The sequence below is a fragment of the Brevibacterium litoralis genome, assembly GCF_040212315.1.
Lineage (GTDB): Bacteria > Actinomycetota > Actinomycetes > Actinomycetales > Brevibacteriaceae > Brevibacterium > Brevibacterium litoralis.
The window spans coordinates 229,934-244,623 of record NZ_JBDIUY010000010.1 but is presented as its reverse complement, the minus strand read 5'-3'; the positions used below and the strand labels follow the sequence as shown (position 1 = coordinate 244,623).

The 14,690-nt window shown below is 70.7% G+C and carries 11 protein-coding genes; 2 read left to right on the top strand and 9 right to left on the bottom strand.

Translation table 11 applies throughout. The features are described 5' to 3' along the window. Nucleotides 1-18 precede the first annotated feature (18 nt). Genes tilS through dacB form a run of 3 tightly spaced genes read right to left on the bottom strand, consistent with a single transcriptional unit; the run spans nt 19 to nt 3,862 of the window. Nucleotides 19-1,257: a tRNA lysidine(34) synthetase TilS gene (gene tilS / locus AAD496_RS03170; RefSeq protein ID WP_349827182.1), complete on the bottom strand. Its 1,239-nt coding sequence runs from the start codon at nt 1,255-1,257 to the stop codon at nt 19-21. Further along, complete coding sequence (locus tag AAD496_RS03165) at nt 1,254-2,297, bottom strand: zinc-dependent metalloprotease (protein ID WP_349827181.1); 1,044 nt, start codon at nt 2,295-2,297, stop codon at nt 1,254-1,256. Before AAD496_RS03165 ends, tilS begins: the two co-directional genes overlap by 4 nt. 2 nt (nt 2,298-2,299) lie before the next feature. Then, nucleotides 2,300-3,862 carry a D-alanyl-D-alanine carboxypeptidase/D-alanyl-D-alanine endopeptidase gene (gene dacB / locus AAD496_RS03160; RefSeq protein ID WP_349827180.1) on the bottom strand — a complete coding sequence of 521 codons (1,563 nt, stop codon included), beginning with the start codon at nt 3,860-3,862 and terminating at the stop codon, nt 2,300-2,302. A 76-nt stretch (nt 3,863-3,938) separates the two neighbouring features. Here dacB and AAD496_RS03155 point away from each other — a divergent pair, with 76 nt between their 5' ends. After that, on the top strand, nt 3,939-4,427 hold the full coding sequence (locus AAD496_RS03155) for an inorganic diphosphatase (RefSeq protein WP_349827179.1): 489 nt from the start codon (nt 3,939-3,941) through the stop codon (nt 4,425-4,427). A 236-nt stretch (nt 4,428-4,663) separates the two neighbouring features. Next, on the top strand, nt 4,664-5,305 hold the full coding sequence (locus AAD496_RS03150) for a VOC family protein (protein ID WP_349827178.1): 642 nt from the start codon (nt 4,664-4,666) through the stop codon (nt 5,303-5,305). Between the two features lie 88 nt (nt 5,306-5,393). Here the strand turns inward: AAD496_RS03150 and AAD496_RS03145 are convergent, their stop codons facing one another. From AAD496_RS03145 to msrA, 6 genes are all read right to left on the bottom strand, one after another. Further along, on the bottom strand, nt 5,394-7,496 hold the full coding sequence (locus tag AAD496_RS03145) for a PhoX family protein (protein ID WP_349827251.1): 2,103 nt from the start codon (nt 7,494-7,496) through the stop codon (nt 5,394-5,396). A gap of 215 nt (nt 7,497-7,711) precedes the next feature. After that, nucleotides 7,712-8,458, bottom strand: coding sequence for a CPBP family intramembrane glutamic endopeptidase (locus AAD496_RS03140; RefSeq protein WP_349827177.1), 747 nt, complete (start codon nt 8,456-8,458; stop codon nt 7,712-7,714). A 49-nt stretch (nt 8,459-8,507) separates the two neighbouring features. Further along, on the bottom strand, nt 8,508-11,831 hold the full coding sequence (locus AAD496_RS03135) for an efflux RND transporter permease subunit (protein WP_349827176.1): 3,324 nt from the start codon (nt 11,829-11,831) through the stop codon (nt 8,508-8,510). Nucleotides 11,832-11,999: 168 nt separating this feature from the next. After that, on the bottom strand, nt 12,000-12,530 hold the full coding sequence (locus AAD496_RS03130) for a hypothetical protein (protein WP_349827175.1): 531 nt from the start codon (nt 12,528-12,530) through the stop codon (nt 12,000-12,002). A gap of 190 nt (nt 12,531-12,720) precedes the next feature. Continuing rightward, nucleotides 12,721-14,094, bottom strand: a complete 1,374-nt coding sequence (locus AAD496_RS03125) for an MFS transporter (protein WP_349827174.1) — start codon at nt 14,092-14,094, stop codon at nt 12,721-12,723. Nucleotides 14,095-14,120: 26 nt separating this feature from the next. Next, on the bottom strand, nt 14,121-14,648 hold the full coding sequence (msrA, locus tag AAD496_RS03120; protein WP_349827173.1) for a peptide-methionine (S)-S-oxide reductase MsrA: 528 nt from the start codon (nt 14,646-14,648) through the stop codon (nt 14,121-14,123). Nucleotides 14,649-14,690: the final 42 nt, after the last annotated feature.

Here is a 14,690-nt window from a genome sequence, read left to right as displayed (position 1 = left end):
ACCACCGGCTGTGACGGATCACTCCGCGCGGACCCGGGCATCCCGCCCACCGGACACCCGGTGGTACAGCAGTCCGCCGTCGTCCCGGCGCCGCACACGCGCCCCACCGGGCACCGAGACCGCCCCGTCGCGCGCACCCACGAGCAGGTCGTCGACGGCGCGGACGTGCCCGTGGCCGACCTCCTCCGCGGTCCCCACGCACAGCCGCAGACGGTCCCGCACGATCCGCCACCGGAGGGCCTCCGGCAACCGGGCCGTCCCCGCCGGGACGAGCAGGACGTCCCCTTCCCCCGCCGCCGAGGCGCCCTGCAGTTCCGAGGGGTGCTGTGCTTCCGAGGAGCACTGCAGTTCCGATGGGCGCCGTAATTCCGACTCCAGCGCGTGCCACTCCCGGACCGCCTCCGTCTCCAGGTACACCGAGTCCGCCGCCGCCTGGTCGGCGGTGCGGGCGAGCGCCTGTGCGATCCCGGGTCCCAGCTCCGCTTCCAGGGTCGGGAGGACGGTGTTCCGGACCCGCACCCGGGCATAGGTCGGGTCGTCGTTCATGGGGTCGTCCCAGACGTCCAGGCCCTGTGCCGTGCAGGACGCCCGGGTGTCCTCCCGTCTGAGGCCGAGCAGGGGCCGCACCAGGTCGACCGACCCGCCGGGTGCCGCACCCGTCCCACCGTCCACCTCCGCCGGTCGCCGCGGCGCCATCCCCGCCAGCGACCGCACCCCGGCACCACGGGCCAGACCGAGCAGCACGGTCTCGGCCTGGTCGTCGAGCGTGTGGGCGAGTAACACGGTCCGCGCCCCGACCTCCCGGGCCACGGCGACGAGCGCCCGGTACCGGGCGTTCCGGGCGGCCGCCTCGGGACCGGCGGGGTCCTGCGGGTCCACGGTCACCGGCACGACCCGGTGGTCGAGCCCGAGCGGCTCCAGCACCTCGCCCACCCGCCGGGCGACGGCCTCCGAGCCGGCCTGCATCCCGTGGTCGACGGTGACGGCCACGAAGCGCGCAGCGCCCGTACGCTGTGCTTGACGCCGCCCGGTCCCCGGCACCCCACCGCTGTGCGCACGACGCCGCCCGTCCCCCGGCACCCCACCGCGCTGCAGGAAGGCACAGGCGGCGGCGAGCGCGAGCGAATCGGCCCCGCCGGAGACGCCCACGACGTACCGGGCGTCACCCGGGTCGTCGAGCAGTGCCGCGCGTACCGCTCTCCGGATGTCGGCGGTCGCGCGGTCCAGACGCGGACGGCGGGAATCCGGCCCGTTCACCGACGCCCCCGACCCGCAGGGACCCGGGCGAGCCAGGCCTCGGGGTGGGCGAGTTCGGCGGTCGTCGGCATCATCCGTTTGTCGTCCCAGATCGGGCGGAGTCCGGCATGACCCCGGGCGGCGACGACGGCACGGACGAAGTCGGCCCCGCGGGAGTACTGCCCGAGCTTCTCGTCGATGCCCACGAGCGTGCCCAGGAGCTTGCGGATCCCGCTCCCCGGCTCCCGCCGACGGGCGTCGAACAACCGCCGGAGCGTCGCACCGGTGGGGATCGCACTCGTGGGGACCGCGTCCATGACGACGTCCGCGTGTCCTTCGAGGAGGCTCATGAGCGTGGTGAGCTGGGCGAACCGCGGGTCACCGCCGATCTCCGAGGGTTCCACGAGGCGGGAGGGGTCGGCGAGCAGCGCGGAGATGTGCCCCCGCAGAACCCCGGCCAGCCACGGGGAGGCGGCGAACTGCACCTGATGGGTCCGCTCGTGGAGGGCGACCCACAGGCGGAAGTCCCGGGGTCGGACCTCCAGTTCCCGTTCGAGGTCGAGGATGTTCGGGGCGACGAGGAGGAGACGACCGGTCCGCGCGTCCTCCTCCCCCACCCCGGCGTGCGAGGAGGCGAGGAAGGGGTCGAACTGCCCGAGGATCCGGGACCCGAGCACCGCGAGACCCCCACCGAGCTCGACGGAACCGGTCCGTGCCGCCGCCCGCAGCGCCAGGCGCCTCGGTAGCGATCCCCCGGCGGGGAACCGGACGATCCCGGAGAACATGTGTGCGTTCGCGCGCACCCAGCCCAGTCGGTCGACCACGTGGACGCTGCCCCGGGCGACGTGCGAGCGCACGAGGTCCGCGTGGTCGGTGGGCAGGTCCATGACGTCGAGGACCAGGTCGGTCGAGGTCTCCGCGGCCCGGTGGAGCTCCTCGACGAGGACGAGCGCCTCGCCGGTGCCCGGCTTGGGGCCCGCGGACATGAGTTCCCGGGCCGTGCGCTCGACCAGGCGGGCATCGAGCGTGGGGCCGGGTCGTGGGGAGTCCGTGCGTGCCATCCTCAGGTCCCTCCACATCCGCAGGAGGCGAGCCCCGCGATCGCCTCGTCGATGGCCGCCCGGGTGGACCAGGCGGATCCGGGCGTCTGACCGTCGGCGAGCACCGCGAAGACGAGCAGGCGTCCGTCGGCGGTGAGCACGGTGCCGGCCAGGGAGTTCACGGTGCTCAGCGTGCCCGTCTTGGCCCGGACGTCCCCGGCGGCCGCCCGGGTGTCCGTGTCCTCGTAGCGTTCGAACAGACTGCCGGACAGGCCGCTGACCGGCAGCCCGGGCACCAGGCGGGAGAGATCTCCGGTGTCGGTCGCGGCGGTCGTGAGCACCCGGACGAGGTCACGCGCGGCGATCGCATTGCCGTAGTCGAGTCCGGAGGTGTCCTCCAAGGTCGTCGCGCCGGGATCGATCCCGGCATCGGCCAGGGCTGCGAGCACGGCGACCGGCGCATCGGCGGCACTGCCGTCGCCACCCCGCGCGAGCGAGATCTCGCGGCCGAGCGCCTCGGCGACGACATTGTCGGAGTACAGGAGCATGTGGCGGACGAGCGCGGAGACCGGCGCCGACTCGACGACGGCGACCTCGACAACACCGGCCGGTGCGGTCTCCGCGCTCGCGGTGCGGTCGTCCCCGAAGCCCACGAGGTCCGCCGTGACACCCGCCTCGCGGAGGGCACGTACGAAAGCCTGGCCCGCGACCCATGCGGGCGTCGTGGTGCGGGCCTCGTCACCCTCGGCCGGGGTGTACCCGCTGTCCGTCATGAGCGGTGACATCGGCGCGATGTACCCGTTGCCGATGTCCGCTCGCGCCCACCCCGCATTGAACCGGGGGCCCGCCCAGCGGGACTCGTCGACCGTGACCTCGACCGTGTCCTCGCCGTGCTCGGCGAGCACGGCCGCCGTATCCGCCGCGAGGGTGGCGAGTCCGGCATGGCCGTTCACCGCCCCCGCGTCCGAGGCGCCCGCCCCGAGCAGCACGTCACCGCCGCCCACGAGGTGGACAGCCGGAATGCTCGTCGTCCCCGTCTCCTCGGTGTTGTCGGAGCCCTCGGCCACCCACCCACCGGAGACGAGGGCGCGGGTCGACAGGGTCGAGTCGGCACCGAGTTCCGCCAGAGCCGCCCCCGCCGTGAACACCTTCGTCGTCGAGGCGGGCGTGTGGGTCGCCTCCGCCCGGTGGGAGTAGAGGACGTCACCGGTGAGCGCATCGGCCACTTCGACGCCGAGCGGACCGGCGAACCGTGGATCCTCCACCAGCCCGTCGAGGACGCCGGTGATGTCGGTGGGGAGGGGCGCCTCGGCGGACGGGGAGTCGTCGGTGTCGGCAGCCCAGGCGGAGCCGGCGGTGGCCCGCGGCTGGGGCACGGGCTCGGCCACGACCTCCGGGGAGACGGTGAGGACGCCGGGCACGTGGTCGTAGGAGTCCGCGATCCCGTAGCCGAGTGCGAGGACGAGGACGGCGCCGACCCCGAGGAGGACCCGGCGGGAGCGCCGCCTACGCCGCCGGTCCTTCCGCGCTCGACCACACGGACGCTCGGGGGCGTCGCTCTCACTGCTCCTCGGGGCCTCACTCACGCCGACTATGCTAAGGGCGGCAAGCGACGCGGGTACCGCGTCACGGGTGTCCCCAACAGACTGACCAGGAGTTTTCATGGAACTGCTCGCGACCGTCGAGATCCCCAAGGGCTCGCGGAACAAGTACGAGGTCGACCACCAGACGGGCCGGGTCCTGCTCGACCGCTACCTCTACACCTCGTTCGGTTACCCGACCGACTACGGCTTCTTCGACGACACCCTCGGCGAGGACGGCGACCCGCTCGACGTCATGGTGCTCCTGCACGAGTCGGTGTTCCCCGGCGTCGGCGTCGAGGTCCGCCCCATCGGTGTCTTCAAGATGGAGGACGAGGCCGGCGGCGACGACAAGGTGCTCGCCGTCGTCGCGGGTGACCCGCGCTTCGAGGCGATCCAGGACGTGTCCGACGTCGACACGTTCCTGCTCGACTCCATCGAGCACTTCTTCGTCCACTACAAGGACCTGGAACCCGGCAAGTTCGTCAAGGGTTCGGAGTGGGCCGGTCGCGCGGACGCCGAGAAGATCGTCACCGAGTCGATCGAGCGTTTCAAGGCCGAGGGGCACTGAGCCTGACGCCGCCCGTGCCCCGGCACCCCACCGGGCACTGAGCACCGCGCTCCACGAACGGCCCGTTCTGCCGTACCGCAAAGGTACGCAGAACGGGCTTTTCGCATGTCGGGACGGCTCCCGGGGGCTTCTCGAGGAAGGTGCGCAGGTGAGGAGCACGGGGTGATCGGGGTCACGGATTGCAAGTTAGGTCACCCTGAGAAGCACTGGTGAGGCGGCTGTGCCATCGTTCGGACATGCACCTCGATCACGTTTCCTTCGCCAGTGAACCCGATGGCTACGTCGCCACGGCGGACCGCATCGCGGACCGGCTGGGCGTCGGCTACCACGACGGCGGGGTCCATCCCCGGTTCGGGACCCGCACCCTCGTCTTCGCGCTCTCCCGCGGGCACTACATCGAGGTCGTCGAAGCCCTCGAACATCCCGCCGCACTCTCCACGCCCTACGGCCAGGCCGTCCGCGCCCGCAGCGATCTGGGCGGCGGCTGGATGGGCTGGTGCGTCAACGTCTCCGACCTCGGCCCCGTCGAGGACCGCCTGGAACGCAAGGCCGTCGACGGCAACCGGACCCCCGACACCGGCGTCGAGCTGTCCTGGAAGCAGATCGGCGTCAAGGGGCTCATCGCCGATCCGCAGCTGCCCTACTTCATCCACTGGCTCTCCCCGGCCTCCGAACACCCCTCTGCCCGCGGCACCGACTCCGGCGTCGCCATCGAGGCACTCCAGATCGCCGGGTCCCGCGACCGCCTCAAGGACTGGCTGGGCACCGACGAGGCCAAGCCGATCCCGGAGATCAACATCGACTGGACGGCCCCGCACGCCACCCCCGGCCTCATGTCCGTGAGCTTCTCCACCCCCGGCGGCCTCGTCACCCTCTGAGCCCTCCGAAGAACCCGGTCCGACCAGGCCGGATCCCACCCCGAGGCACCCGGCCGTCATGCCCAGGAGGGCGCCTCGGCAGCGGGACTCAGGCCGTCGGCAGCCCCTGGCGGAGCGAATCCCCCGCCTCGCGGTCGCCGATGAGCGCACGCTGACGGGCGTCCTGCTCGCTGAGCCCGCGGCGGGCCTTGATCACCTGGACGACAGAGGGACGCGGCACGATGGCGTCACCTGCGGAGTTCTCGGTGACGAAGTCCGGGAACGCGGAGCGCTGAGAGGCGTAAGAGCCGTCCTCGCCCGGGTGCTGGACGGCGACGAAGACGGTGCGCTCCTCGTCGTGGATGATCGGCCCGCAGGTCTCCCCGTCACGCGGGACGGAGAGGAACTGCTCGACGTTGCCGCGCTCCGGACCGTCGAGGGTCACCTTGAAGAGACCGTCGTCGTAGCCGATGGTACTCGGCTGACCGTCGGTGGAGATCCACAGGTTGCCGACGGAGTCGAAGGCCAGGTTGTCGGGGCAGGAGATGGGCGAGACGAGCTGCTCGGGGAAACCGGAGAAGTAGGTCTCGCGGTCGTTCGCCGGGTCACCGGCGACGATGAGGAGGTTCCAGTCGAAGGCGGTCGAGGTCTGGTCGTCGCGCTCGACGATCTCGACGACGTGGCCGTCACGGTTCTGCGTGCGCGGGTTGACCTCGTCGACGCCCGCGTAGCTGCCGACGCCCCGGTTCGTGTTGTTCGTGCAGGCCACGTAGACACGGCCGGTGTGGAGGCTCGGCTCCACGTCCTCGCACCGGTCCATCTTGGTCGGGCCGACCTTGTCGGCGGCCAGACGCGTGTGGACGAGCACCTCCTCGACGCTCATGCCCTCGACGGCGGACTGCCCGTCGAGGACGAGCGGCAGCCACTCACCGGCGCCGTCGAAGTGACCGTCGGCCGGCAGCGCGCCGGAGCCGTCGATCTCGGACTCCGGCGAATTGCCGGAGAACTTCGCGACGAACAGGTCGCCGTCGGCCAGGAGGGTCTTGTTGTGCGCGCGGTCGCCCTCGCGGTAGGTGTCGCAGGAGACGAACTTGTAGAGGTAGTCGAACCGCTCGTCGTCACCGGAGTAGGCGACGACACGACCGTCCTCGGCCACGATGACGTTCGCGCCCTCGTGCTTGAAGCGACCGAGCGAGGTGTGCTTGACCGGGGTGGAGGTCGGGTCCCAGGGGTCGACCTCGACGATGTACCCGAACCGGTTCGCCTCGTTCTCGTAGCCCGGGTTGCGGGTGTCGAACCGCGGGTCGTCGGCCGCCCAGCCGTTGCCCTCCCCTCCGAGGCCGTAGCGCTGTTCCTCGGGCGTGGTGCCGGCAGCGGCGAAGTAGCCGTTGAAGTTCTCCTCGCCGGACAACAGTGTGCCCCAGGGGGTGAGACCGCCGGCGCAGTTGCCGACGGTGCCCTGCACCATGTCACCGGCAGGGTAGTCGGCGGTCTTCAGCAGATCGGAGCCCGCGGCGGGGCCGGTGAAGGCGTACTCGGTCTCCATGAGGAAGCGCCGGTTCTTCTCGCCGTCCACGTCGATGGTCCACGGGTCGGTGACGTTCTTCCGGGTGAGCTCGGCGACGGTGAGACCCACGGCGGCCCGCGAGATCGCACGACGCTCGGCGGCCGGCAGCGAGTCCGGGTACATGATGCCCTCGTTCACGTACTCGTGGTTGGAGAACATCAGCGCGCGCTTGCCGTTCTTCCCGTCCACCGGCTGGATCGACAGGTAGTCGCAGTTGTAGCCGAACTGACGCTTCTGCGCGGCCTCGGTCTGCGACTCGGGGTCGAACTCCGGGGAGTCGGGGAACAGACGATCGCCCCAGCGGGCGATCGGGGCCCAGGTGAAACCGTTCGGGACGTGGACACCGTCGACCTCGTAGTGGACCGGGTCGATGGGGGTGAAGGAGAGCTTGGACTTCGCCGGGGCCGCACCCGTCGGACCCTGCGTGGCGGCCAGCGCTGCCGTCGGGGAACCTGTGGTCGTCACCGCGACGGCCAGTGCGCCGGCGGCACCGACGCCGAGGGCCGCACGGCGGCTGAGCGCGGCCGAGGCGATCGACCGGAAGTTAGGGTTCGCCGAGGTGTTGCAGACATCGCCCAGGCAGGCGTTGCCGCACTTGAGCTGGCAGGTGACCGGGGAACGCTTGCCGCGCACGTGGTCGGCCATGGGGAGGAGTTCACGCAGGAGTGACACGGTGTGAGACCTTTCGGTCGAACGGGGAACGAACGGGGACCCTTGAGGTCCCGGGACCGTGTCACGGTGTCAAGACGACTTGTAGTCGGGGGAACGGCCTCGTGAACGCGCGGGTAACTTACGATGGCGTGCACATTTAGCGCATGTGGAGTGTGCGTTACCGGTGGGGTCGAGTGTCGGGGCACGTCTCAGACCCGCGGATCGACCGCGGCGAGGATCCCGGGGCCCAGGAAGCCGACGGCGTCGATGACCGTGTGCGCGACGACGAAGGGCATGGTCCGCCTCCACCGCAGGTACAGGAAACCGAAGAGCAGCCCCATGAGCACATTGCCCACGAACGGACCGATGCCCTGGTAGAGGTGATAGGCCCCGCGGAACAGGGCGAGGACGAGGATGATCGTCCACGGGTTCCAGCGCAGCTTCTCCAACCGGTCGGCCCCGAAGGCCAGGAGCAGGACCTCTTCCAGGATCCCGTTCTTGGCCGCTGCGAGCAGGAGCACCGGGACCGTCCACCAGTGGGCGGACAGGTTGTTCGTCACGATCTCCGCCGTGATGCCCAGGCCCCTCCCCGCCCAGTACACGCCGAGGGTGCCGATGCCGATGACGAGGAAGAGCAGGAGCCCCCGCCCGGTGTCCGACCAGGGGCGGTACAGGTCGAGACCCGTGCGCAGGGCGACCGGCCGGGTGTCCCCGACCTCGACCCCGAGGGCCGGCCAGATTTGGTCCCGACTCATCAGGTACAGCGCGAGCACGACCGGGACGAGCGAGAAACCGAGGCCGAGGAGTTGGTAGAGAAGGTCGAACCATGGCCGGGCGGACTGCGAGGTGTTGAGGTTCGCCTGCGCCTGCGCGATCGGCGCCCGGGTCGAGATCTCCAGGAGGTTGACGGCCGCGTACACCGCCGACTGCCCGAGGGAGAGTGCCGCGACGAGCACGACCTCCCACCCGAACCGCGGACGCGGTCCGGGTGGGAGTCCGGGTGTGTCAGGAGTCCGCACTCGCGGCTGCCTCGGCCTCGTCGATGACGGCACCGCGGGTGATCGAGCGGATGGCCCGCTTCTCAGCCCGTCGTTCCTTCACACCCTCCAGCAACTGGTAGAGCACCGGGACGAGGACGAGCGTGAGCACCGTCGAGCTCACCAGACCACCGATGACGACGATCGCCAGGTCCTTCGAGAGGAAGGCGCTGCCGCCGGTGAACCCGAGCGCCATCGGGACGAGCGCGAAGATCGTCGCCGCCGCCGTCATGAGGATGGGCCGGTACCGCAGTCGCGCACCCTGGATCACCGCGGTCCGCAGGGGAACGCCGTACGCACGGAAGTGGTTGATGAGGTCGATGAGGACGATCGCGTTCGTCACGACGATGCCGATGAGCATGAGCAGGCCGACCATCGCCGTCATGCCCAGCGGGGTGCCGGTGACGAGCAGCAGACCGATCGAGCCGGTCGCGGCGAAGGGGATCGACACGAGCAGGATGAGCGGCTGCAGCAGCGACTTGAAGGTCGCCACGAGGATGACGAACACGATCAGCACGGCGGCGAGCATCGCGAGGCCCAACTGGGTGAAGGTCGTCTCCAGTTCCTCGGCGGCACCCCCGACGTTCGTGGTGACACCCTGCGGGAAGTCGTACTCGTCGACGGTCGACTGCACTGCGGTCGACACCGCGCCCAGGTCGTCCCCGGCCGGGGTCACGGTCACGGTGACTGCCCGCAGACCCTCGGTGTGGCGGATCGTCGCAGGTGTGAGCTCCTCGCTCACCTCGGCGACGTCCTGGAGTTCGATCGTCTCCGGATCGCCGGCGGGCAGACCCGGTGCCGCAGGAGCCGCCGGGATCTCGATCTCCATCTCGCGCAGTTCGTCGAGGTCCGTCACCTCACCGTCGTAGAGCAGGACGGAGTGGCCGACGTCGTCGATGACGACCTGGCCGAGCATCTGCCCGCGCATGGCCCGCGAGACGACCTGCCCGATCTGCGACTCGGTCAGACCCTCCTCGGCGGCGGCCTCCCGGTCGATGTCGACCTCGACGACCGGCTGGGACGCCTCGAGGTCGGTCGTCACCGCGGACACCTCGTCGAGACCGGACAGCTCGTCCGCCAGGCCCTCGGCGCCGTCGGCGATCGCCTCGGAATCGTTCGACACGAGGCTCACGGTGATGTCGTCGCCGCCGCTCATCGCGTCGGACCCCATGACGAGCACTTCGCCCGCGGATTCCGGCAGGGCGTCGAACTCCTCCTGCAGCCGCTCGGTGGCCGCCGGGACGTCGACACCCTCTTCGAGGGTGATCGTGTAGTTGCCGGTGCGGTTGCCGCCGCCGGACAGGGCGGCCATGCCCCCACCGATGGTGAGCTGGTGGTCGACGACCTCCGGGTCGTCGGCGAGCAGCGCCTCGACGTCCGTGGCCCGTTCGGAGGCCTCCTCGAGGGTGACTCCGGCGGGGAACTCCTGCATCGCGGTGATCGAGTTCTGCCCGGTGTCGCCCATGAGCTGGGTCTTGAGGCCCGGGATCATCGCGAAGGTCCCGCCGAGCACGAGCACGGCGATGAGGATCGTGACGACCGGGAACCGGGTGGCCGCCCGGATGACGGGTACGTAGGTCTTCTGCAGACGGGTGACCGGCGAGCGCATGCCGGCCAGCTCGTCGACCTCCTCCGCCTGGTCCTCCTCCTGCCCGACGAGCGGGATCGCACCGGTCGGCAGGCTGTGACGGCCGGAGGGGCGGGTGACGTCGCCCTTCTGCTTCCTCGCCTGCTTCCGCTCGGCCCGCCATTCGGCGAGCGCGGCCTTCCGGTCGGACCGGATCCGCTTCCGCTGCTCCCCGCTGAGTTTCACCCGCGACTCGCGGTCCCGCAGGAACCAGTACGCGAGGACGGGGACGATCGTGAGGGCGACGACGAGCGAGGCGAGCAGCGCGATCGAGGCGGTGAGCGCGAAGGGGCGGAACAGTTCGCCCACCATCCCTCCGACGAACACCATCGGCAGGAACACCGCGACGGTGGTGAGCGTCGAGGAGGTGATGGCCCCGGCGACCTCCCCCGTCGCCGCGAGGATGTTCGCGAACTTGGCACCACCGGTCGCGTGCCTGCGCCGGATCGACTCGATGACGACGATCGAGTCGTCGACGACACGACCGATCGAGATCGTGAGCGCACCGAGGGTGAGCATGTTGAGCGAGTAGCCGGTCATCCACACGCCGATGAGGGTGACGAGGAGGGAGAGCGGGATCGAGATCGCCGTGATGACCGTCGCCCGGGCACTCATGAGGAAGACGAGGATGACGAGAACGGCGAAGCCGAGGCCCAGGGCACCCTCGACCACGAGGTCGTGGATGGACTGCTCGATGAAGGGTGCCTGATCGAAGACGGTGACGAACTCGACGTCCCCGCTCAGTTGGTCCTGCACGTCGTCGAGCGCCTGCTCGACCGCATGGGAGACCTCGACGGTGTTCGCGTCCGGCTTCTTCGTCACCGACAGGGTCAGGGAGTCCGCGCCGTTCGTCCGCGAGATCGAGCTCACCGGTTCGTCCCGGAGTTCGACATCGGCGACCTCGCGGAGGAGGACCGGACCGTCGGAACCCGCGATCGCGATGTCCGCGATGTCCTCGACGGAGGTCAGGCGGGTACCGATCTGGACGGGGGCGGTCGCGTCCCCGGTCTCCAGGTCGCCGGCCGAGGTGGGCACACCGTTGGCCTGCAGGATCCCGGCGATCTCGTCGAGCGAGGCGCCCTCGTCCTCCAGGTCGTCCTCCCGGACGGTGATCGCGACCTCCTGGGTCACGGTGCCCTCGATCGTCGCGTCGCGGACCCCGCCGAACTTCTTGATCTCGACGACGGCCACGTCCTCGAGCTCCTGGGCGAGCTTCTCCGTCGACTCCCCACCGGTCACCGAGATCTGCATGACCGGGAAGTCGTCGATCCCACCGGCGAACACGTTCGGCTCGACCCCGTCGGGCATCTGTGCCTCGACCTGGGAGACGGCCCGTTGGAGTGCCCGGACGATGTCGTCGGAGTCCGTGCCGTACTCCGTCTCGACGATCACCTGGGAGGACCCGGTCGAGGAGACCGAACTGATCGACTCGACCTCCTGGACACCCCCGAGTGCGCCCTCGAGGGGCTCGGTGACCTCCCGCTCGACGGCCTCCGGCGAGGCGCCCTCGTAGTTGGCGAACACCACCGCCTGGGGCAGTTGCACCGAGGGCATGAGCTCCTGCTTGAGCGACCCGGCGCCGATGACACCGAACACCACGACCACGACGGACATGAGCGCGATGAGTGCACGGTTCTTCAGACTGAGTCGGGTCAGAGCTCTCACTCGGGGCCTTTCGACGCACGCGGGTCCCGCGACCTGAAGAAGTGGTCCGGGCGAACGGATACAGGGTCGCATCCGGCCGTCCTCCATCGTACGGGGGTCCGGCGCACCGTCTCACCCTGGTCCCCCACCATCGGGGTGGGGTTTCCCTTAAATCGTTGCGAGAAATGGTCACGAGAACTGCGCGAGTGCCGAGCGCACCCGTCCGGCACCGGGGAACCGCGGGTACTGCCGGAAGAAGGCCCGCGCCGCGTCCGGGTCACCGGTCTCCGGGCACTCGCCGTGGGTGAAGAGGTGGTCGAGCACCAGGCAGAGCTCCTCCATGTCGAGCAGGGTCGCGAGCGACACGACCGTCTGACCGGGCCCGTTGACGACCACCTCCTGCACCAGGTGCGGGTCGTAGAAGCGGGTCGACGCACACACGACCTCCGGTCGGCGGACCGGTGACCGCCCGGCCTCGACCGCCAGGTGGAGACGTCGTTCGGACCGCACCCGCAGGGGCAGCGGCACTCCCCACAGTCGTGCGGCGGTCGGCCCGTGCGCGATCGCGTCGGGGTGGGCAGACTGGAGCGCGTCGATCCACGCGCACAGGTCCTCCGCCTCCGGTTCCCGCACCGGTCCGGTGTCGAGAAGTGCGGTGTCACCAAGAGCCGTGTCACGAAGAGCGGGCGGGGGTCCGGGGATGAGATACATGTCGTCCATGGCCGGAACACTCCCGGACCGCCCCACGGGGCCGGAAGACCCCGCTGTGGCCTGTGGATGCCGGGCTCTCCGTCCCCCGGCCACGGACCCCCGGTCGGCCCGGACTGTGACCGCAGGTCGCCCGCCCCGGCAGTCCTGCCGGAACCGCCCTCGAGCGATGCCTCAGGACGCGGCCGAGGCGCCCCTCCCCCTACTCGTCCCGACCGGGTCCGTCCCCGTCCACAGGATCCGGACCACGGGACGCGCCTTCCCGGGAAAGCGGTGTCTCCCGGGACGGGAGTGTCTCCCGGCCGGTGAGCCACACGAGGAACCCGAGTGCCGCAATCGCCCCGGACACCGCGAAGGCCGTGCCGTACCCCAGCTGCTCGGCGAGGGCACCCGCGACGATCGGCCCGAAGATGGCGCCGGCGTCCATCGACATCTGGAAGCGCGAGAGCACGGTACCGCCGGCCCGCTCCTTGCCGATCACGTCGCCGACGACGGCCTGCTGCGCCGGGTTGAGCAGACCGGCGCCGAGACCCGAGAGCGCCGAGAGGAGCAGGAACGGCACGGTGTGTCCGACGAAGGCGAGCCCGAAGGTCGAGGCGGCGAGCACCGCGAGGCCACCGAGGACGAAGGGGCGCCTGCCCACCGAGTCCGCCCACCGACCGACGGCGCGGGCGGCGATGACGTTGCCGACCGCGAAGACGGTGAGCGCGATCCCGGCGATCCGGGCGTCCGCCTGGAGGACGTGGACGACGAACAGGGGGTAGAGCGCCACCCGGATCCCGTTCGAGGTCCAGCCATTGGCGAGCGAGGACACGAGCGAGGCCCGGTACGCGGAGTCCTGCCAGGCCTCCCGGAACCGCATGCGCGGCAACCGGTCCGCCTCCCGCACGGCCCGCTCGGCGCGCTTGCGCGCCCTTCGGGCCGCGAAGCGGGACGAGGTGGCCGGTGCCGACCCGACGTTCTCCGCGGGAGTGGAGGGCGCCTCGGGAGCGGATCCGTCCGTGGCGGGCAGCGCGACCTCGGTCCGTTTACCCAGCCGGAGGCGGACGACGAGCGCGGCGATGACGAGACCGACGGCGTAGACCACGAAGGGCACGCGAATGCCCCAGCCCGCCATGAGACCGCCGACGACGGGGCCCAGGATGTTGCCGACGAGGAAGGCCTGGGCGTAGGCGCCGGTGGCCCGCGCCCGCATGTGGGTGGGGGCGATGCGGATGATGATCGCCATGGCGGAGACGGTGAACATCGTCGAGCCCAGGCCGCCGAGACCACGGAACAGCAGCAGCTGCCAGTAGGTCTGGGCGAGCGCGACGGCGAAGGTGGAGGCGGCGACGACGAGCAGGCCGGTGACGTAGACCCACCGCTCGCCCATGCGGTTGACCATGGCACCCCCGGCCGGGGCGCACACGAGACGGAAGAACGCGAAGGAGCTCACCACCACGGTCGCGGCGGTGATGCCGAGACCGAAGGAGTCGGCGAACTGCGGCAGCACGGGCGCGATGATGCCGTACCCGAGCGCGACGATGAAGGCCGCGGAGACGAGGACCCAGATGTCCGCCGGGAGTTTCTCCTTCACCTCACCCCATCCCACTCCACCCCGTCTCACTGCATCCAGTCCGCATAGGCCGTCCGCGCGGCGGCCACCTTGGGATCGATGATGACGTGGCAGTACCCGCTCAGCGGGTTGCGGGTGTAGAAGTCCTGGTGCTCGGGCTCGGCCGGGTACCAGGTGGACATCGGTTCGAGGGTCGTGACGAGGGGCGCGTCGAAGTGCTGCTGCGCATCCCGGATCGCCCGGGCGAAGTGCTCCTTCTGATCCTCGTCCGCGTAGAACATCGCCGAACGGTACTGGGTGCCGACGTCGTGCCCCTGCCGGTTGAGCGAGGTCGGGTCGTGGCCGGTGAAGAACATCCCGAGGATCACGGCCTCCGGGACGACCTCCGGGTCGAAGGTGACCCGGACGGCCTCGGCGTGCCCCGTCGTCCCGGTGCACACCTGGCGGTAGGTCGGGTCCGGGACCTCACCGCCCGTGTACCCCGATTCGACGGCCGTCACACCCCGGGTGCGGCGGTAGACCGCGTCGAGGCACCAGAAGCACCCGGCGGCGAGCGTGAGGGTCCGCGTGGTCATGACGTGGGTCCTTTCGGTGGGGCGGGGCGGGCCGTGGGGCGG